Origin of the sequence: Variovorax jilinensis (genome assembly GCF_030316885.1) — a bacterium.
GTDB lineage: Bacteria > Pseudomonadota > Gammaproteobacteria > Burkholderiales > Burkholderiaceae_C > Variovorax > Variovorax jilinensis.
Genome location: NZ_JASZYQ010000001.1, coordinates 1,373,935 through 1,387,912 on the forward strand (window position 1 = coordinate 1,373,935; position 13,978 = coordinate 1,387,912).

Annotated in this window: 14 protein-coding genes; 8 read left to right on the forward strand and 6 right to left on the reverse strand. The window is 67.1% G+C overall.

Annotated features, from left to right (window positions below):
- Nucleotides 1–13: 13 nt before the first annotated feature.
- The 5 genes from QTH87_RS06620 to QTH87_RS06640 are packed head-to-tail and all read right to left on the reverse strand — an operon-like array spanning nt 14 to nt 4,538.
- Nucleotides 14–727, reverse strand: coding sequence for an ABC transporter ATP-binding protein (locus tag QTH87_RS06620; protein WP_286607848.1), 714 nt, complete (start codon nt 725–727; stop codon nt 14–16).
- Between the two features lies 1 nt (nt 728).
- Nucleotides 729–1,469, reverse strand: coding sequence for an ABC transporter ATP-binding protein (locus QTH87_RS06625; protein ID WP_286607849.1), 741 nt, complete (start codon nt 1,467–1,469; stop codon nt 729–731).
- Complete coding sequence (locus tag QTH87_RS06630) at nt 1,466–2,461, reverse strand: branched-chain amino acid ABC transporter permease (protein WP_286607850.1); 996 nt, start codon at nt 2,459–2,461, stop codon at nt 1,466–1,468. Before QTH87_RS06630 ends, QTH87_RS06625 begins: the two co-directional genes overlap by 4 nt.
- A 5-nt stretch (nt 2,462–2,466) precedes the next feature.
- The gene (locus QTH87_RS06635) at nt 2,467–3,324 is read right to left on the reverse strand and encodes a branched-chain amino acid ABC transporter permease (protein WP_286607851.1); all 858 of its coding nucleotides are present in this window, start codon (nt 3,322–3,324) and stop codon (nt 2,467–2,469) included.
- Nucleotides 3,325–3,359: 35 nt separating this feature from the next.
- The gene (locus tag QTH87_RS06640) at nt 3,360–4,538 is read right to left on the reverse strand and encodes an ABC transporter substrate-binding protein (protein ID WP_286607852.1); all 1,179 of its coding nucleotides are present in this window, start codon (nt 4,536–4,538) and stop codon (nt 3,360–3,362) included.
- A gap of 182 nt (nt 4,539–4,720) precedes the next feature.
- Between QTH87_RS06640 and QTH87_RS06645 the strand changes: the two genes are divergently transcribed.
- The 3 genes from QTH87_RS06645 to QTH87_RS06655 all read left to right on the forward strand — a co-directional run bounded on the left by QTH87_RS06645 (nt 4,721) and on the right by QTH87_RS06655 (nt 7,674).
- On the forward strand, nt 4,721–5,527 hold the full coding sequence (locus QTH87_RS06645) for a helix-turn-helix transcriptional regulator (protein ID WP_286607853.1): 807 nt from the start codon (nt 4,721–4,723) through the stop codon (nt 5,525–5,527).
- A 92-nt stretch (nt 5,528–5,619) separates the two neighbouring features.
- The gene (locus QTH87_RS06650; protein ID WP_286607854.1) at nt 5,620–6,657 is read left to right on the forward strand and encodes a Rieske 2Fe-2S domain-containing protein; all 1,038 of its coding nucleotides are present in this window, start codon (nt 5,620–5,622) and stop codon (nt 6,655–6,657) included.
- Between the two features lie 36 nt (nt 6,658–6,693).
- Nucleotides 6,694–7,674 (forward strand): Bug family tripartite tricarboxylate transporter substrate binding protein, encoded by a 981-nt coding sequence (locus QTH87_RS06655; protein ID WP_286607855.1) that lies wholly within the window; start codon nt 6,694–6,696, stop codon nt 7,672–7,674.
- A gap of 115 nt (nt 7,675–7,789) precedes the next feature.
- Here QTH87_RS06655 and QTH87_RS06660 read toward each other — a convergent pair whose 3' ends face one another.
- Nucleotides 7,790–8,725, reverse strand: coding sequence for a LysR substrate-binding domain-containing protein (locus QTH87_RS06660; protein ID WP_286607856.1), 936 nt, complete (start codon nt 8,723–8,725; stop codon nt 7,790–7,792).
- 90 nt (nt 8,726–8,815) lie between these two features.
- On the opposite strand from QTH87_RS06660, the gene QTH87_RS06665 reads away from it, so the two are divergent.
- The 5 genes from QTH87_RS06665 to QTH87_RS06685 are packed head-to-tail and all read left to right on the forward strand — an operon-like array spanning nt 8,816 to nt 13,959.
- Nucleotides 8,816–9,667, forward strand: a complete 852-nt coding sequence (locus tag QTH87_RS06665; RefSeq protein ID WP_286607858.1) for an HTD2 family dehydratase — start codon at nt 8,816–8,818, stop codon at nt 9,665–9,667.
- A 24-nt stretch (nt 9,668–9,691) separates the two neighbouring features.
- Nucleotides 9,692–10,852, forward strand: a complete 1,161-nt coding sequence (locus QTH87_RS06670) for an acyl-CoA dehydrogenase family protein (protein ID WP_286607860.1) — start codon at nt 9,692–9,694, stop codon at nt 10,850–10,852.
- Nucleotides 10,853–10,862: 10 nt separating this feature from the next.
- Nucleotides 10,863–12,056, forward strand: coding sequence for a CaiB/BaiF CoA transferase family protein (locus tag QTH87_RS06675; protein ID WP_286607863.1), 1,194 nt, complete (start codon nt 10,863–10,865; stop codon nt 12,054–12,056).
- 51 nt (nt 12,057–12,107) lie between these two features.
- A complete protein-coding gene (locus QTH87_RS06680; RefSeq protein WP_286607864.1) occupies nt 12,108–13,094 on the forward strand; it encodes a tripartite tricarboxylate transporter substrate-binding protein in 987 nt (328 codons plus the stop codon).
- A gap of 19 nt (nt 13,095–13,113) precedes the next feature.
- Complete coding sequence (locus QTH87_RS06685; RefSeq protein WP_286607865.1) at nt 13,114–13,959, forward strand: HpcH/HpaI aldolase/citrate lyase family protein; 846 nt, start codon at nt 13,114–13,116, stop codon at nt 13,957–13,959.
- Nucleotides 13,960–13,978: the final 19 nt, after the last annotated feature.

Genomic DNA, 13,978 nt, shown 5'->3' on the forward strand with positions numbered 1-13,978 from the left:
GTTGCTCGTGGAGTCAGTGCACGGCCATGCCGACCCAGCGCTCCAGCGTCTCGGGGTCGTCGAGCAGTGCCGAGGCGCTGCCGCTGTGAACCACGGTGCCATGGTCGAGGATCAGCGCGCGCTCTGCATAGCCGAGCGCCTCGTCGACCTGCTGCTCGACGATCACGACTGCGATGCCGGTCTGCGCGCTCAGGTCCTGGAAGGCGCGCAGCAGCTCCAGGCGGATCAGCGGTGCAAGGCCTTCGAGCGGCTCGTCGAGCAGCAGCAGCGAGGGCTGCCCCAGCAACGCACGCGCCACGGACAGCATTTGCTGCTCACCGCCCGACAGCTGGGCGCCGCCGTTGCGGCGTCGCTCGGCGAGCCTTGGAAACAGTGAGTAAGCCTCATCCAGCGCGCTGCGCGGTCGCCGCTTGAGACCTGCCAGCAGGTTCTCCTCGACGGTAAGCGAGGGGAAGATGTCGCGAGTCTGGGGCACGTAGCCCAGTCCGAGCGCAGCGCGCTGATGCGGTGCGAGCGCCGTGATGTCCTGGCCCCTGAATTTCACGCGACCGCTGCGCAGCGGCACCAGCCCCATGATGGCCCGCAGCGCGGTGGTCTTGCCGACGCCGTTGCGTCCGACCATGGCCAGGCGCTCGCGCGGGTGCATCGCGAACGACAGGCCATTGAGCACCGTGGTCGGGCCGTAGCCCGCGATCACGGCTTCGAGCTGAAGAATGGGTTCCGGCATCTCAGTTTCCGAGGTAGGCCGCGCGCACCCTGGGGTCGCGGCGGATGTCTTCGGGCGAGCCGTCGGCGAGCACGGCCCCTTCGGCCAGCACCACGATGCGGTTCGCGAAGCGAAAGACGAGGTCCATGTCATGCTCGATGATCAGCACGGCCAGGTCGCTCGGCAGCGCATCGAGCGCGTCCAGCAGGCGCTCGCCGTCGCCCTTCGGCACGCCGGCCATGGGTTCGTCGAGCAGCAGCACCCTGGGCCGCAGCGCCAGCGCCAGTGCCATCTCGATCAGGCGCTGCTCGCCATAGGCGAGGTCCTGCGTCGGCGTGGCCGCGTGCGCTCGCAGCCCGAAGCGGGTCAGGATGCCTTGGGCTTCGGCCTGCAGGGCAGGGTAGGCATCGACGCTGCGCCACATGCGGCCGGTCATGCCCTCGCGTTCGAACAGGGCGAGTTCGATCTGCCGCTGCACCGCGAAGTGCGGCGCCAGCGTCGTGATCTGGAAGGTGCGGGCGAGGCCGGCGCGCACGCGCCTGGCCTGGCTCTGCGAGGTGACGTTCTCGCCGCGCAGCCAGATCTCGCCGCTGTCGGGAGCCAGCACGCCGCTGATCTGGTTGACCAGCGTGGTCTTGCCTGCGCCATTCGGTCCGATCAGCGCCATCCGGTCGCCGGCGCGCAGCGCGAAAGAGACGCCGCGCGTCACGTGCAGCCCGCCGAAGCGCTTGTCGAGGGACTTGAGTTCGAGCAAGACGCTCATCGCACACCTCCGGCCCGGCGACGCAGCCAGGCCCAGCCCTTGGCAGGCGACACCAGCACCACACCCATCAGAAGGGCGCCCACCACGAACAGCCAGTGGTACGGATTGATCGAGGCGGCGGTGTGATGCAGCACCGTGAACACGGTCGCGCCGACGAGGGCGCCGGTGAGGCGGCCTGCACCGCCCAGGATCAGCATGACCAGGGCTTCGGCGGAGAGGGCGAACGACAGACTGTCCATGCCGACGACCGCGTTGGTCTGCGCCGACAGCGCGCCGGCGGCGCCCGCCAGCGCGCCTGCCACCGCATAGAGCACCCACAGCCGGGCGAACACCGGCGTGCCCAATGCCGCCATGCGGGCGCGGTTCTCGTGAATGCCGCGCACGGTGAGGCCGAACGGCGAGTCGACGACGCGCCGTGCGACGTAGAAGAGCACCACCAGCACGGCCAGCGCATACATCGCGGCGACGCGACCTTCGAGATCGAACTGGAAGCGACCCAGGAGCGGACCCATCACGAAGCCCGACAGGCCGTCGTCGCCGCCGGTCCAGTCGCGGGCCTTCTGCGCCAGGCTCAGCAGGATCTGGGAGATCGCGATGGTCAGCATCAGGAACGTGAAGCCCTGGAATCGCAGCAGGAAGGCGCCGGACAAGGCGGCAAGGCAAGCACCTGCGGCGATGCCCACGGCCAGGCCCACCAGCGGGTCGGGATAGACGTGCATCGCGAAGATGCCCGCAGCGTAGGCGCCCATGCCGAACATGGCGGCATGGCCCAGGGTCGCGAGGCCCGCGATGCCGACGACCAGGTCGAGCGACAGTACGAACAGCGCGGTGATGAAGATCCGCGTCATCAGGCCCAACTGTTCCGGCAGCAAGGCACAGGCCGCCACGCCGATCAGGAGCAGGAGGATGGGGGCCCGCCAGGCCGGTGCGCAACGCGGCGACGCCGCCCCGCTCGGTGCTGCCCCGGCGAGCGGTGGGGATGTCGTGGCCATCGTGTTCATCGTTTCAGCAGACCGTTGGGACGCCAGGCCAGCAGGAGAGCCATGGCGACGAAGAAGAACAGGCTGCCCCATTCGGAAGCCAGGTACTTGCTGGCGGTCTCGATAACGCCCAGCAAAACGGCGGCCACCAGCGATCCCGTGATGGAGCCCATGCCGCCCACCGAAACCACAACCAGCACCAGCACCAGGTACTTGAGCGCGTAGTAGGGCTCCAGCGGCATCAGTTCGGCGCCGAGGATGCCGCCCAGGCCCGCCAGTGCAGCGCCGGCGGCGAAGCTCGCGCATTGCACCGTGCGGATCGGGATGCCGAGCGACGACGCCGTGCCGCTGTGGTCGACCGCGGCCCGCAGCCAGATGCCGAAGCGGGTGCGCGTGACCGTCCAGGCAGCGAACGCCGCCACGGCGCAACCGGCCGCGATCACCAGCAGGCGCTGGGCGGGCAGGGTGCGGAAGCCGAGGTCGACCGAGCCAGCGAGCAGCGGCGGCAGCGGGATGATCTGCACCTGGGGGCCGACCAGTGCGTTGGTGGTGGCGATCAGCACGAAGCTGAGCCCGATCGTGAACAGGACCTGCTCGAGCTCCTTGCGGCGGTACAGGTGCCGCAGGACCAGCGCCTCGAGGACCGCGCCGAGCAGCGCAGTCGCCACGATGGCGGCCGGCACGGCCAGCCAGAAGCTCCACTGCGCCTCGCGCGTCAGCAACGCCGCGCAGTAGCCCCCGACCATGGCGAAGGCGCCGTGACTGAGGTTCACGAAACGCATCAGTCCCAGCGTCACCGACAGGCCGACCGCGATGACGAACAGCACCATGCCGTAGGCCAGTCCGTCGATGAGGATGTTGAGGAAGGTGTTCACGAGCAGGCTTCAGGCTTGGCGGCGACCGTGCCCGATCACTTTTCCAATCCGAAGTCGGTCTGCGGGCCGAAGCTCTGGACTTCCTTGTTGACCAGTTGGTCGCCCGACTTCTCGACCTTGCGCAGGTAGACGTTCTGCGTGATGTGGCGGGTCTTGGGGTCGATGCTCACGGGGCCGCGCGGGCTCTCCCACTTGAGCGAGCGGGCCGCGGCCAGGGCCTTGGGGCCATCCTTCTTGCCGTCCGTGGCCTCGATCATCTTCTGGATCACGTACATGCCGTCCCAGGCGCCGACCGATGCGTAGTTGGCCACCGCGTTGGGGTCCTGCTTCTTGAGCGCGGCGACGAACTTCTTGTTCTCGGCCGAGTCGTGCGCACCCGAGTAGTGGAAGGCGGTCGTCAGTCCCAGCGCGGCATCGCCGAACTTCTGCAGGTCGTACTCGTCGGTCTCGGCCGAGCCGAGGAACTGCACGCCGGCCTTGGCGAGGCCGTTCTCGTTGTAGGCCTTGACGAAGCCGAGGTTCGGCGGGCCGCCCGGCAGGAAGGTGTAGACCGCTTGCGCGCCGCTCGCCTTGATGCGCTGCACGAAGGGTCCGAAGTCGGTGGTGGCGATCGGCATGCGGATGGTCTCGACCACGGTGCCGCCCTGTTTGGTGAATTCGCTCTTGAAGGCCGTCTCGGCGTCGATGCCGGGGCCGTAGTCGGTAACGGCGGTGACGACCTTCTTGATGCCGTTCTTGGCCGCCCATTGCGCGGCTGGCACCGTGACCTGCCACAAGGTGTAGCTGGTGCGGATGAAGTACTCGGATTTCTCGGTGATGGCCGAGGTCGCGGCATTGAAGATGACCGTGGGCGTCTGCGATTGCTGGATCAGCGGCGCCACGGCCATGGCGTTCGGCGTGAACACGAAGCCACCGAGGTAGTCGACCTTGTCCTTGACCAGCAGCTCCTGAACCATGGTCTTGGTCAATGCGGGGTTCGGGCCGCCGGTGTCGCGGTAGATGAATTCGACGTCTTTGCCGCCCAGCTTGCCCCCCTGGCTCGCGACGTAGCCTTCCGCCGCTGCCTTGAACAACGAACCGTAGTGCGCGAACGGCCCCGAGAAGGGCCCGACGATGCCGACCTTGACGGCTTGCGCCATGGCCTGGGGGGAGGCCAGCGTCAGCGCAGCCGAGGCGAGAAGCGCACATGCAATGGCGCGACGGTGGAATTTCATCGTGAGTCTCCGATAGGGTTCTGGGTCCGACATGCCGCTGCGAGGGACTGCATCGGCGACGCTATTTTGATTGGGATGCCAACTAGTTGCAATCCCAACGGATTGGTGTTTACCCGCAAGGGCGATCGGCCCAGGGCATTCACCCTGTTGAAGCGACACCCGCTTGTCTATATTCCGGCGTCATGGCCTCAACCTGGTTGCTCGACAGCCCGCCGGCAGGGCACACGCTCGACTCGGGCGCGGTTGCGCGCCTGCTCGACGCGGGCGACGGCCGTGCGCCGGCGCGCGAGATGCTCGACTTCGTGAATCACGTGCTGCCGGTCGAGTACATCTCGCTGGTCGAATACGTGGACGGCGTCCCTTCGCAGGTGGAAGGCCATTCGACCGGGCGCCACGACAACATCACGGCGGAGTGCTTCTCGCTCTACAAGAGCCGTTTCAGGCAGGCCGACGAGCTCACGCGCCTGGCCACCCGAATGGCCGGCGAGACCGCGATGGACGCGCCCGTGACGGCGTTGCTGTACGACGTCGAGGACATTCCCGATCCCGGCTGGCGCGACCAGATCTTCATCGGTCGACAGCTGACGGGGCGAGTGAGCTTTCTCTATGCGCCACTGCCTCGCACGCTGTTCGCGATCAACCTCTATCGCGACCAGCACGACGGTTGCTTCGAGGAAGCCGACATGCAGCGGCTGCTCGGGCTGGCGACGATCCTCAAGAAGGCGCACCGCAACGCGCTGTTCGCCCATCTGGCGTCGCCCGATCCGCAATTGCGCGGACCCGACATCGAGCGGGCGCTTCAGCGCACGGCGCCATTGCTCTCGGTCCGCGAGCGCGCCGTGTGCGCGCGCATCGCCTGCGGCATGGGCACGGATGGCATCGCCGTCGACCTTCGCATCGCGGCGTCGACCGTCGCGACGCTGCGCAAGCGCGCCTACGCCAAGCTTGCGATTCACGGGCGGCAGCAGCTGTTGCGCTTCATTCACTAGCGCCGCCGGCGGCCTGCGCGTTTGTACCCTTCTGCGAGGACAGACGGAACACTCGCTGTTTCCTACATTGCCTGCACTCTGTGGAGACAGGCATGTGGATACGAAATTGCTGGTATGTCATCGCTTGGGAGCACGAGGTTCCCGCCGAGGGCATGTTCACGCGTCGCGTGCTCGACGAACCGATCCTGATCTATCGGACGAGTGATGGTGGCCTGGTTGCCATGCAGGACCGCTGCTGCCATCGCCATGCGCCCCTGTCGCGGGGCCGGCGCGAAGGCGACTGCGTGCGCTGCGGCTACCACGGCCTCAAGTTCGATGCGGCCGGCGTCTGCGTGGAAGCGCCGGGTCTGGCAAGCATCCCGGTCAGGACGCGCGTGCCGACCTATCCCGTCGTCTCGCACAACAAATGGATCTTCGTCTGGATGGGCGACCCGGCGCTGGCCGATCCTCAGCTGTTGCCCGACAACTTCTCCTGTGACCATCCGGACTGGTCATACAGGCCGGGCTACGTGCACTACGACACGCCGTACCTTCTTGTGTGCGACAACCTGCTCGACTTCTCCCATTTGAGCTACGTGCATGAGAGCACGCTGGGCGGCTCGACCGCCATCGCGCAGGCCGTTCCGAAGATCGATCCGATTCCGCGCGGCATCCGGGTCACGCGACACGTGCCGGACGTGCCGCCGTCACCATTCTGGAGATCGTTCCAGAGCTTCGACAGCAACGTCGACCGGTACTTCATCTACGACTTCGTGCTCCCCGGCACCTTGTTGATGCGATCGGGCGGCGCGCCCGTGGGGCAGGCCAAGGACGACCTGCGCGGTGGCGTTCAGCTTCACAGCTGCCAGACGCTGACGCCGGAGACCGAGACCACCACCCACTACTTCTTCCAGCAGTCGCATCGCAGCAGCATCGAGGACGCTGGGGTGACCGAGACGATCTACCGCGGGCTGGTCGCTGCCTTCGAGGAAGACCGCGAGACGATCACGGCCCAGCATCTGAACATCGACCCCAAGGTGCCGATGCTGCTGCTCGCGATGGACCAGGCCCTGGTGCGCTTCCGACGCCTGTTGCAGCTGGAATTCGAGCGAGAGCAGGGCAGTGGCGCAAACCTTCGCGCCACTGCATGAGCCGACGAAACAAAAACACCCGAGAGGAGACCCCCGATGCGCCGCACTTTCCTGGCCCTTGGCCTGACCACCCTTCTTGCCAACCTGCCGATTGCAGGTTTCGCCCAAGCCAGCTTTCCGACCAAGCCCATTCGCGTCGTCGTCACGGCCCAGGCCGGTGGAGCCAATGATTTCGTGGCACGGCTGATCGGCGAGCATGTCGCCAAGTCCCTGGGCCAGCCGGTCATCGTCGACAACAAGGCCGGTGCCAACGGCGCCGTGGGGCTCGGCGAGGTGGCCCGTGCCGCGCCCGACGGCTACACGATCGCCATCACGCTGGGCGACTCGCTGATCAACAACGTCGCCCTGTACAAGAGCCTTCCCTACGATCCGCAGCGCGATTTCGTCTTTCTTACCCAGGTGGTACGCAGCCCCGCCATCCTTTCGGCCAACCTGGAGTTGGGCGTGAAGAACATGAACGACTTCAGGAAGCTGGCGGCCAGGCCGGGCCAGCAGCTGAGTTACGGCACCTGGGGCCCCGGCGGGCTCGGCCATCTCGCCGGAGAGGCGCTCAATCGAAAGCTCGACGCGCACATGGTCCACGTGCCACAGCGCGGCGAGGCTCCGGTGATGGCCGACCTGCTGAGCAACACCGTGAGCGTCGGGCTGACGTCGGCCGGTCTGGCGCGCCAGCATGTGCAAGCGGGCAAGATCGTGCCGTTGGCGATCATGGGGCGCGAGCGCTCGCCCGTTCTGCCCCAGGTACCGACGATGCGCGAACTGGGCTTCGACGATCCTCTGTTCGAAGCGGCGGTCTGGATCGCGTTCGTGGCGCCCGCGAAGACGCCCCCTGCGGTGGTGGATCGCCTCACGACGGCACTGCGTGCTGCTGCCGCGTTGCCCGAGGTACAGGCAAAGATGGCCGAACGCGGCCTCGAGATGCTGAACACCACGCCGGAGCAGTTCAGCCAGAACTACAGGCGGGATTTCGAGGTCATAACGAAGCGCATGCAGGAGTTCGGGATCGAGGCGCAGTAGGGCCGACTTCGCGATCCGCGGATGGCTGCGTCGGCTTCAGGCTGATGCGGCCGTCGGGCACCTGCGAGCTGCATGCCTGCACCCGAGCCGACTGCAGTCATCGTGATCTGCCGCGCTACGTCGGGGAACCGCCGATCCAGCGCGCCGGCCAGGCACCGGAACGGACCATGTCTCGCAGCACGTCGTGCACCAGCGCACCGACGGCGGCCTTCGCGAGGGTGTCGGGCCGCCCCGTGTTGGTGGCGTACACCACCCGCCGGGACATGGCGGGGCTGTCGATTGCGGCGGTCCGCAGCCGGCCTGCCGCGACCTCCTCGGCCACCGACCCGAGCGGCAGGATCGTCTCGCCGATCCCCGCCTCCACGGCACGCTTGACGATGCCGAGCGATTCGATCTCGGCGACCACCTTGAGCTGCAGCTTCATCGGGGCGCAGGCCTCGTCGATGATGCGTCGCAAGCCGTGGTCGCGGCCCGGCAGCACCAGGTCACGCTCGGCGAGGGACGCCAGCGACAGCTTGCGCGGCATGCGCCTGCCCGTGACGCCCGACACCAGCACGAGCTTGTCGTCGAGCAATGGCCGTTTCATGAGGCCCTGCTCGGGCGCATCGCCGTACATCAGGGCGACATCGAGACGACCCGAGTGCAGCCATTCCTGCAGGAAGCCGCTGTAGGCCTCCACGATTCTCAGGCGCACCTCGGGAAGCTGCGTGCGGCAGGCGCTGAGCACCGGCATGGTGGCCGTGAGCGCCACCGTCGTGGTGAAGCCGATGGCCACATCCCCGCGAGGCACCGAGCCCGACTCCAGCACTGCCGAGCGGGCGCGGTCGACGTCGGCGATCACGACCTTCGCGTGCTGCAGGAAGACCCGCCCGGCCTCGGTCAGGGTGATGCCCCGGCTCGAACGATGGAACAGCCTGGCGCCGATCTCTTCTTCGAGCGTCGCGATCTGGTGGCTCAGCGCCGGCTGGGCGACGTGCAACCTGCCTGAGGCCTGGAGCAGGCTGCCGGCCTCGCTGGCGCCGATGAAGTAACGCAGTTGTCGAAGTTCCATGGATATCGTCTTTCGCGATAGCGGCTAGCCGGATTCTGTATTTCCCTTATATCAGAGGGCCGCCCAGAATCCACCCAACCGGAGACAACCATGAGCTTGGACATCGACCATCTGCGGACATGGATCGGCCGGACGACGGTCGTCGACGACGTCGTGACCGGCGTACCGATCCAGGCCCTGACCGCCACGCTCGATCGCGACGATGCGCCCGCCGCGCAAGGTGCGTTTCTTCCGCCTTGCTGGCATTGGCTGTACTTCCTGCCGATCGCGAGGCAGTCGGAGATCGGCCCCGATGGCCATCCGAAGCGGGGCGGCTTCCTCCCCCCGGTGCCGCTGCCGCGCCGGATGTGGGCCGGCAGCCAGCTGGAGTTCGTTGCGCCGCTGAAAGTCGGACAGCACATCACGCGCAGCTCCCGCATCGCCGACGTGCGCATGAAGGAAGGGCGCGCAGGCCCGCTGGTGTTCGTCAACGTGGACCACGAGATCCGGGCCGATGGCGAACTGGCGATCAAGGAGCGGCACGACATCGTCTATCGCGACATGCCCGCGCCGGGCGAGCCGGCACCCGCGGGCGCCGCGTGCCCCGAGGATGCGCAGTGGACCCGTCGCGTCGAGCCCGACGACGTCCTGCTGTTCCGCTATTCCGCGCTGACCTTCAACGGCCACCGCATCCACTACGACCGCAAGTACGTGACCGAGGTCGAGGGCTATCCGGGCCTGATCGTCCACGGCCCCCTGATTGCCACCTTGCTGCTCGACCTGCTGCGCACCCGACTGCCCGAAGCGACGGTCAGGGCTTTCTCGTTCCGCGCGGTCAAGCCGCTGTTCGACATCGCGCCTTTCACCGTCTGTGGCCGTCAGTTGGATGCCGAGACGGTCCGGCTCTGGGCTCGCACCCCCGAGGGTCACCTGGCGATGGAAGCCACGGCCAGCCTCTACTGACCCACCTCATCTCAAGGAGACAAGATGTTCAACGAAGCGGATGACTACCAGGAAATCCGGGATGCCGTGCGCGGCCTGTGCCGGCAGTTCCCCGATGAATACTTCCGCAAGGTCGACGAGCAGAAGGCCTATCCCGAGAAGTTCGTCGACGCGCTCATGGAGGCCGGCTGGCTGGCGGCGATGATTCCCGAGGAGTACGGCGGCACCGGCCTGGGCCTGACCGCTGCCACCGTGATCATGGAAGAGATCAACCGATCGGGCGGCAACGCCGGTGCGGTGCACGGCCAGATGTACAACATGGGCACGCTGCTGCGCAGCGGCAGCAAGGCGCAGAAGGACAAGTACCTGCCCGGCATCGCCGCCGGCAAGTTGCGCATCCAGTCGATGGCCGTGACCGAGCCCACCACGGGCACCGACACCACCAAGATCAAGACCACCGCCGTCAAGAAGGACGGCCGCTACGTGGTCAACGGCCAGAAGGTCTGGATCTCGCGCGTGCAGCATTCCGACCTGATGATCCTGCTAGCGCGCACCACGCCGCTGGCCGAGGTCAAGAAGAAGTCCGAGGGCATGTCGATCTTCATCGTCGACCTGAAGGACGCCATCGGCCACGGACTCACGGTGCGTCCGATTCCCAATCTGGTCAACCACGAGACCAACGAGCTGTTCTTCGAGAACCTCGAGATTCCCGAGGAAAACCTGATCGGCGAGGAGGGCAGGGGGTTCAAGTACATCCTCGACGGCCTCAACGCCGAGCGCACCCTGATTGCGGCCGAATGCATCGGCGACGGCTACTGGTTCATCGAGCGCGCGCGCAAGTACGCCAGCGAGCGCATCGTGTTCGACCGCCCGATCGGCAAGAACCAGGGCGTGCAGTTTCCGATCGCCGATGCCTTCATCGAGATCGAAGCCGCCAACCTCATGCGCTTCGAGGCCGCGCGGCGCTTCGATGCGCACCAGGACTGCGGGGCGCAGGCCAACATGGCCAAGTACCTCGCGGCCAAGGCGAGCTGGGAGGCTGCCAACGTCTGCATGCAGACCCACGGCGGTTTCGGCTTTGCCAACGAATACGACATCGAGCGCAAGTTCCGCGAGACGCGGCTCTACCAGGTGGCGCCGATCTCGACCAACCTGATCTACGCCTACGTGGCCGAGCACGTGCTCGGGCTGCCGCGGTCCTTCTGAGGGCGACGACATGACGCGCCCTCTGGACGGCATCACCGTCGTCACGCTCGAGCACGCGATCGCCGCACCCTTCTGCACGCGCCAGCTCGCCGACCTCGGCGCGCGCGTGATCAAGGTCGAGCGGCCCGGCACCGGCGACTTCGCGCGCGCCTACGACGAACGGGTCAACGGCATGGCCTCGCACTTCGTGTGGACCAACCGCTCCAAGGAGAGCCTCACGCTCGACGTCAAGCACCCGGAGGCGCAGAAGGTGCTGGCGCGTCTGCTCGAGGAAGCCGACGTCCTCGTGCAGAACCTCGCACCGGGTGCCGCCGCCCGGCTGGGCCTCTCGTTCGAGGCCCTGCACGAGACGCATCCGAAGCTGATCGTCTGCGACATCTCGGGCTACGGCGATGATCCCGCGGCGCCCGGACCGTACCGCGACAAGAAGGCCTACGACCTGCTGATCCAGAGCGAGTCGGGCTTCCTGTCGGTGACAGGCTCGAAGGACGAACCGGCCAAGGCCGGCTGCTCGATCGCCGACATCGCGGCCGGCATGTATGCCTATTCGAGCATCCTGGCGGCGCTGCTGCAGCGGGGCAAGACCGGGCATGGCAGCCGCATCGACGTCTCGATGCTCGAGAGCATGGTGGAGTGGATGAACTATCCGCTCTACTACGCCTACGAGGGCGCTGCGCCGCCGCCCCGGGCTGGCGCTGCGCATGCAACCATCTTTCCCTACGGCCCGTTCCCGGCAGGCGACGGACGCACGGTCATGCTCGGGCTGCAGAACGAGCGCGAGTGGGTGGCCTTCTGCAACGCGGTGCTCGAGCGCCCCGAGATCGCGGCGGACGAGCGGTTCTCGTCCAACTCCAGGCGGGTGGCCAGCCGCGACGCGCTGCGCGCGCTGATCGTGGAGATCTTCTCGTCGCTCACTGTGGAACAGGTGGTGCAGCGACTGGAGAAGGCGCAGATCGCCAACGCCAGCGTGAACGACATGCATGACGTCTGGGCCCATCCCCAGCTGAAGGCACGTGCACGGTGGACCGAGGTCTCGACACCCAGCGGCCCGATCCCCGCGTTGCTGCCGCCGGGCAAGACGGACGCTTACGCGCCGCGCATGGACGCCGTGCCAGGCCTGGGCGAGCACACCGAGGCCATCCTGCGGGAGTTCGGATGGTCGTCGGAAGGCATCGATGCCATACGGCAGGCCGGAGCCATCTAGTCCAGCTGCCGGCCCGGGCAGCACACAAATCCATTCCAAGAGACAAGCATCATGAAATCCATCCGCAAGATTCTTTTCGCCTCGTTGTGCACGCTCGCTACCCTGGCCGTGTCGACGGCCGCGCTGGCGCAGGCCTATCCCACCAAACCCATCACGCTGGTCGTGCCTTTCTCGGCCGGCGGTCCCACCGACGTGGTGGCGCGCACCCTGGGTGCCGCCATGACCCGCAGCTTGGGCCAGACAGTGGTGGTAGAGAACAAGACAGGTGCGGGTGGCACCATCGCCGCTGCCTATACGGCGCGCGCGACACCGGACGGCTACACCTTCCTCATTCACCACAACGGCATGGCGACCGCGCCGGCCCTGTATCGCAAGCTCAGCTACAAGCCGCTCGCCGACTTCGAGTACGTCAGCCAGGTCATCGACGTGCCGATGACCCTTGTGGGACGCAAGGACCTGCCTGCCAAGGACTTCAAGGAGTTGATGGCCTACGCCAAGGCCAAGGGCGAGAAGGTCAACCTGGCGCATGCCGGCCTGGGGGCGGTCTCGCACCTGTGCGGCGTGTTGCTTCGCCAAGCCATGGATGTGTCGATGACGACCATCCCGTACCAGGGCACCGGCCCGGCCATGAATGCCTTGCTGGCCGGCCAGGTCGACCTGCTGTGCGATCAGACCACCTCGACCACACCGCACATCAAGGCCGGCATGGTGAAGCTGTTCGGCGTGACCACGCCGACCCGGCTGAAGACGCTGCCCGACACGCCCACGCTGGCGGAGCAGGGCCTGCCGGGCTTCCAGGTCGTGGTGTGGCACGGAATCTATGCACCCAAGGGAACGCCCAAGGAGGCCATCGACAAGTTCGGCGCAGCGCTTCGCACCGCCCTCAAGGATCCGACAGTCGCCAAACGGCTCGACGAACTGGGTGCCGTGGTGCCGCCCGATGACAAGCTGACGCCGACCGGCTTGCAGACCTGGCTCGAGAAGGAGACGTTGCGCTATGCGCCGGTCATCAAGGCCGCAGGCCAGTTCGCAGATTGATCCAAGCACTTGCCCTGCCATGACCCAGCCCTTGAATGCCGAAGTGGCGAACGCCCGCAGCTTCCTCTTCGTGCCGGGCAATCGACCCGAGCGATTCGAGAAGGCGCTGCGCAGCGGCGCCGATGCCGTGGTGCTCGACCTGGAGGATGCGGTACCGCTCGGCGCCAAGCGCGGCGCGCGCGACGCCATCGGGCAGGCATGGCCCGCGCTTCGCCTGCTGGGCATCCCGCTGATCGTGCGCATCAACCCCGTCGACCAGGCGCTGGGACAGGACGACCTGCGTTGGATCGGATGGCTCGAGGGCCTGGCCGCCGTCATGGTGCCCAAGGTCGAGTCGGCCGAGGGTCTGGCGGTGGTTCGCACGGGCCTTCCGGCCGTGCCGATTCTTCCGCTCATCGAGAGCGTGGGCGGCCATGCGGCGCTGGATGCCATCGCCGGCGCCCCGGGCGTCTTGCGCCTCGTCGTCGGGCATATCGATTTCATGGTCGACAGCGGCATTCAATGCGGTGACGACCAGTCCGAACTGGCGCCCTTGCGCTTCGCGGTCGCCATGAGCACCCGCATCCACAAGCTGGCCGCTGCGATAGACGGCGTGACGGCAGAGGTCGACGACGAAGAGCGCCTGCGCATCGACACCCGAAGAGCGCTTCGATACGGCTTCGGCGCCAAGCTGTGCATCCACCCCCGTCAGATCTCGGCGGTCCATGAATGCCTGGCACCTTCTGTCGCGGACCTGGCCTGGGCGCGCCGCGTGGTGGAAGCCGATGCGGCCGCAAAGGGGGCCGCGGTGCAGCTCGACGGGCGCATGGTCGACCTGCCGGTCGTGCGCCAGGCGCGCCGCACGCTGGCCCGGGCGGATCGGTAGGCGCCCGGTTGAACGCCCG

Coding starts and splice junctions, on each gene's coding strand:
- QTH87_RS06655 (WP_286607855.1), top strand. CDS start 6,694: ATGCGCCGCACTTTCCTGGCCCTTGGCCTGACCACCCTTCTTGCCAAC.
- QTH87_RS06640 (WP_286607852.1), bottom strand. CDS start 4,538: ATGAAATTCCACCGTCGCGCCATTGCATGTGCGCTTCTCGCCTCGGCT.
- QTH87_RS06660 (WP_286607856.1), bottom strand. CDS start 8,725: ATGGAACTTCGACAACTGCGTTACTTCATCGGCGCCAGCGAGGCCGGC.
- QTH87_RS06650 (WP_286607854.1), top strand. CDS start 5,620: ATGTGGATACGAAATTGCTGGTATGTCATCGCTTGGGAGCACGAGGTT.
- QTH87_RS06670 (WP_286607860.1), top strand. CDS start 9,692: ATGTTCAACGAAGCGGATGACTACCAGGAAATCCGGGATGCCGTGCGC.
- QTH87_RS06665 (WP_286607858.1), top strand. CDS start 8,816: ATGAGCTTGGACATCGACCATCTGCGGACATGGATCGGCCGGACGACG.
- QTH87_RS06645 (WP_286607853.1), top strand. CDS start 4,721: ATGGCCTCAACCTGGTTGCTCGACAGCCCGCCGGCAGGGCACACGCTC.
- QTH87_RS06620 (WP_286607848.1), bottom strand. CDS start 727: ATGCCGGAACCCATTCTTCAGCTCGAAGCCGTGATCGCGGGCTACGGC.
- QTH87_RS06685 (WP_286607865.1), top strand. CDS start 13,114: ATGACCCAGCCCTTGAATGCCGAAGTGGCGAACGCCCGCAGCTTCCTC.
- QTH87_RS06680 (WP_286607864.1), top strand. CDS start 12,108: ATGAAATCCATCCGCAAGATTCTTTTCGCCTCGTTGTGCACGCTCGCT.
- QTH87_RS06625 (WP_286607849.1), bottom strand. CDS start 1,469: ATGAGCGTCTTGCTCGAACTCAAGTCCCTCGACAAGCGCTTCGGCGGG.
- QTH87_RS06630 (WP_286607850.1), bottom strand. CDS start 2,461: ATGGCCACGACATCCCCACCGCTCGCCGGGGCAGCACCGAGCGGGGCG.
- QTH87_RS06675 (WP_286607863.1), top strand. CDS start 10,863: ATGACGCGCCCTCTGGACGGCATCACCGTCGTCACGCTCGAGCACGCG.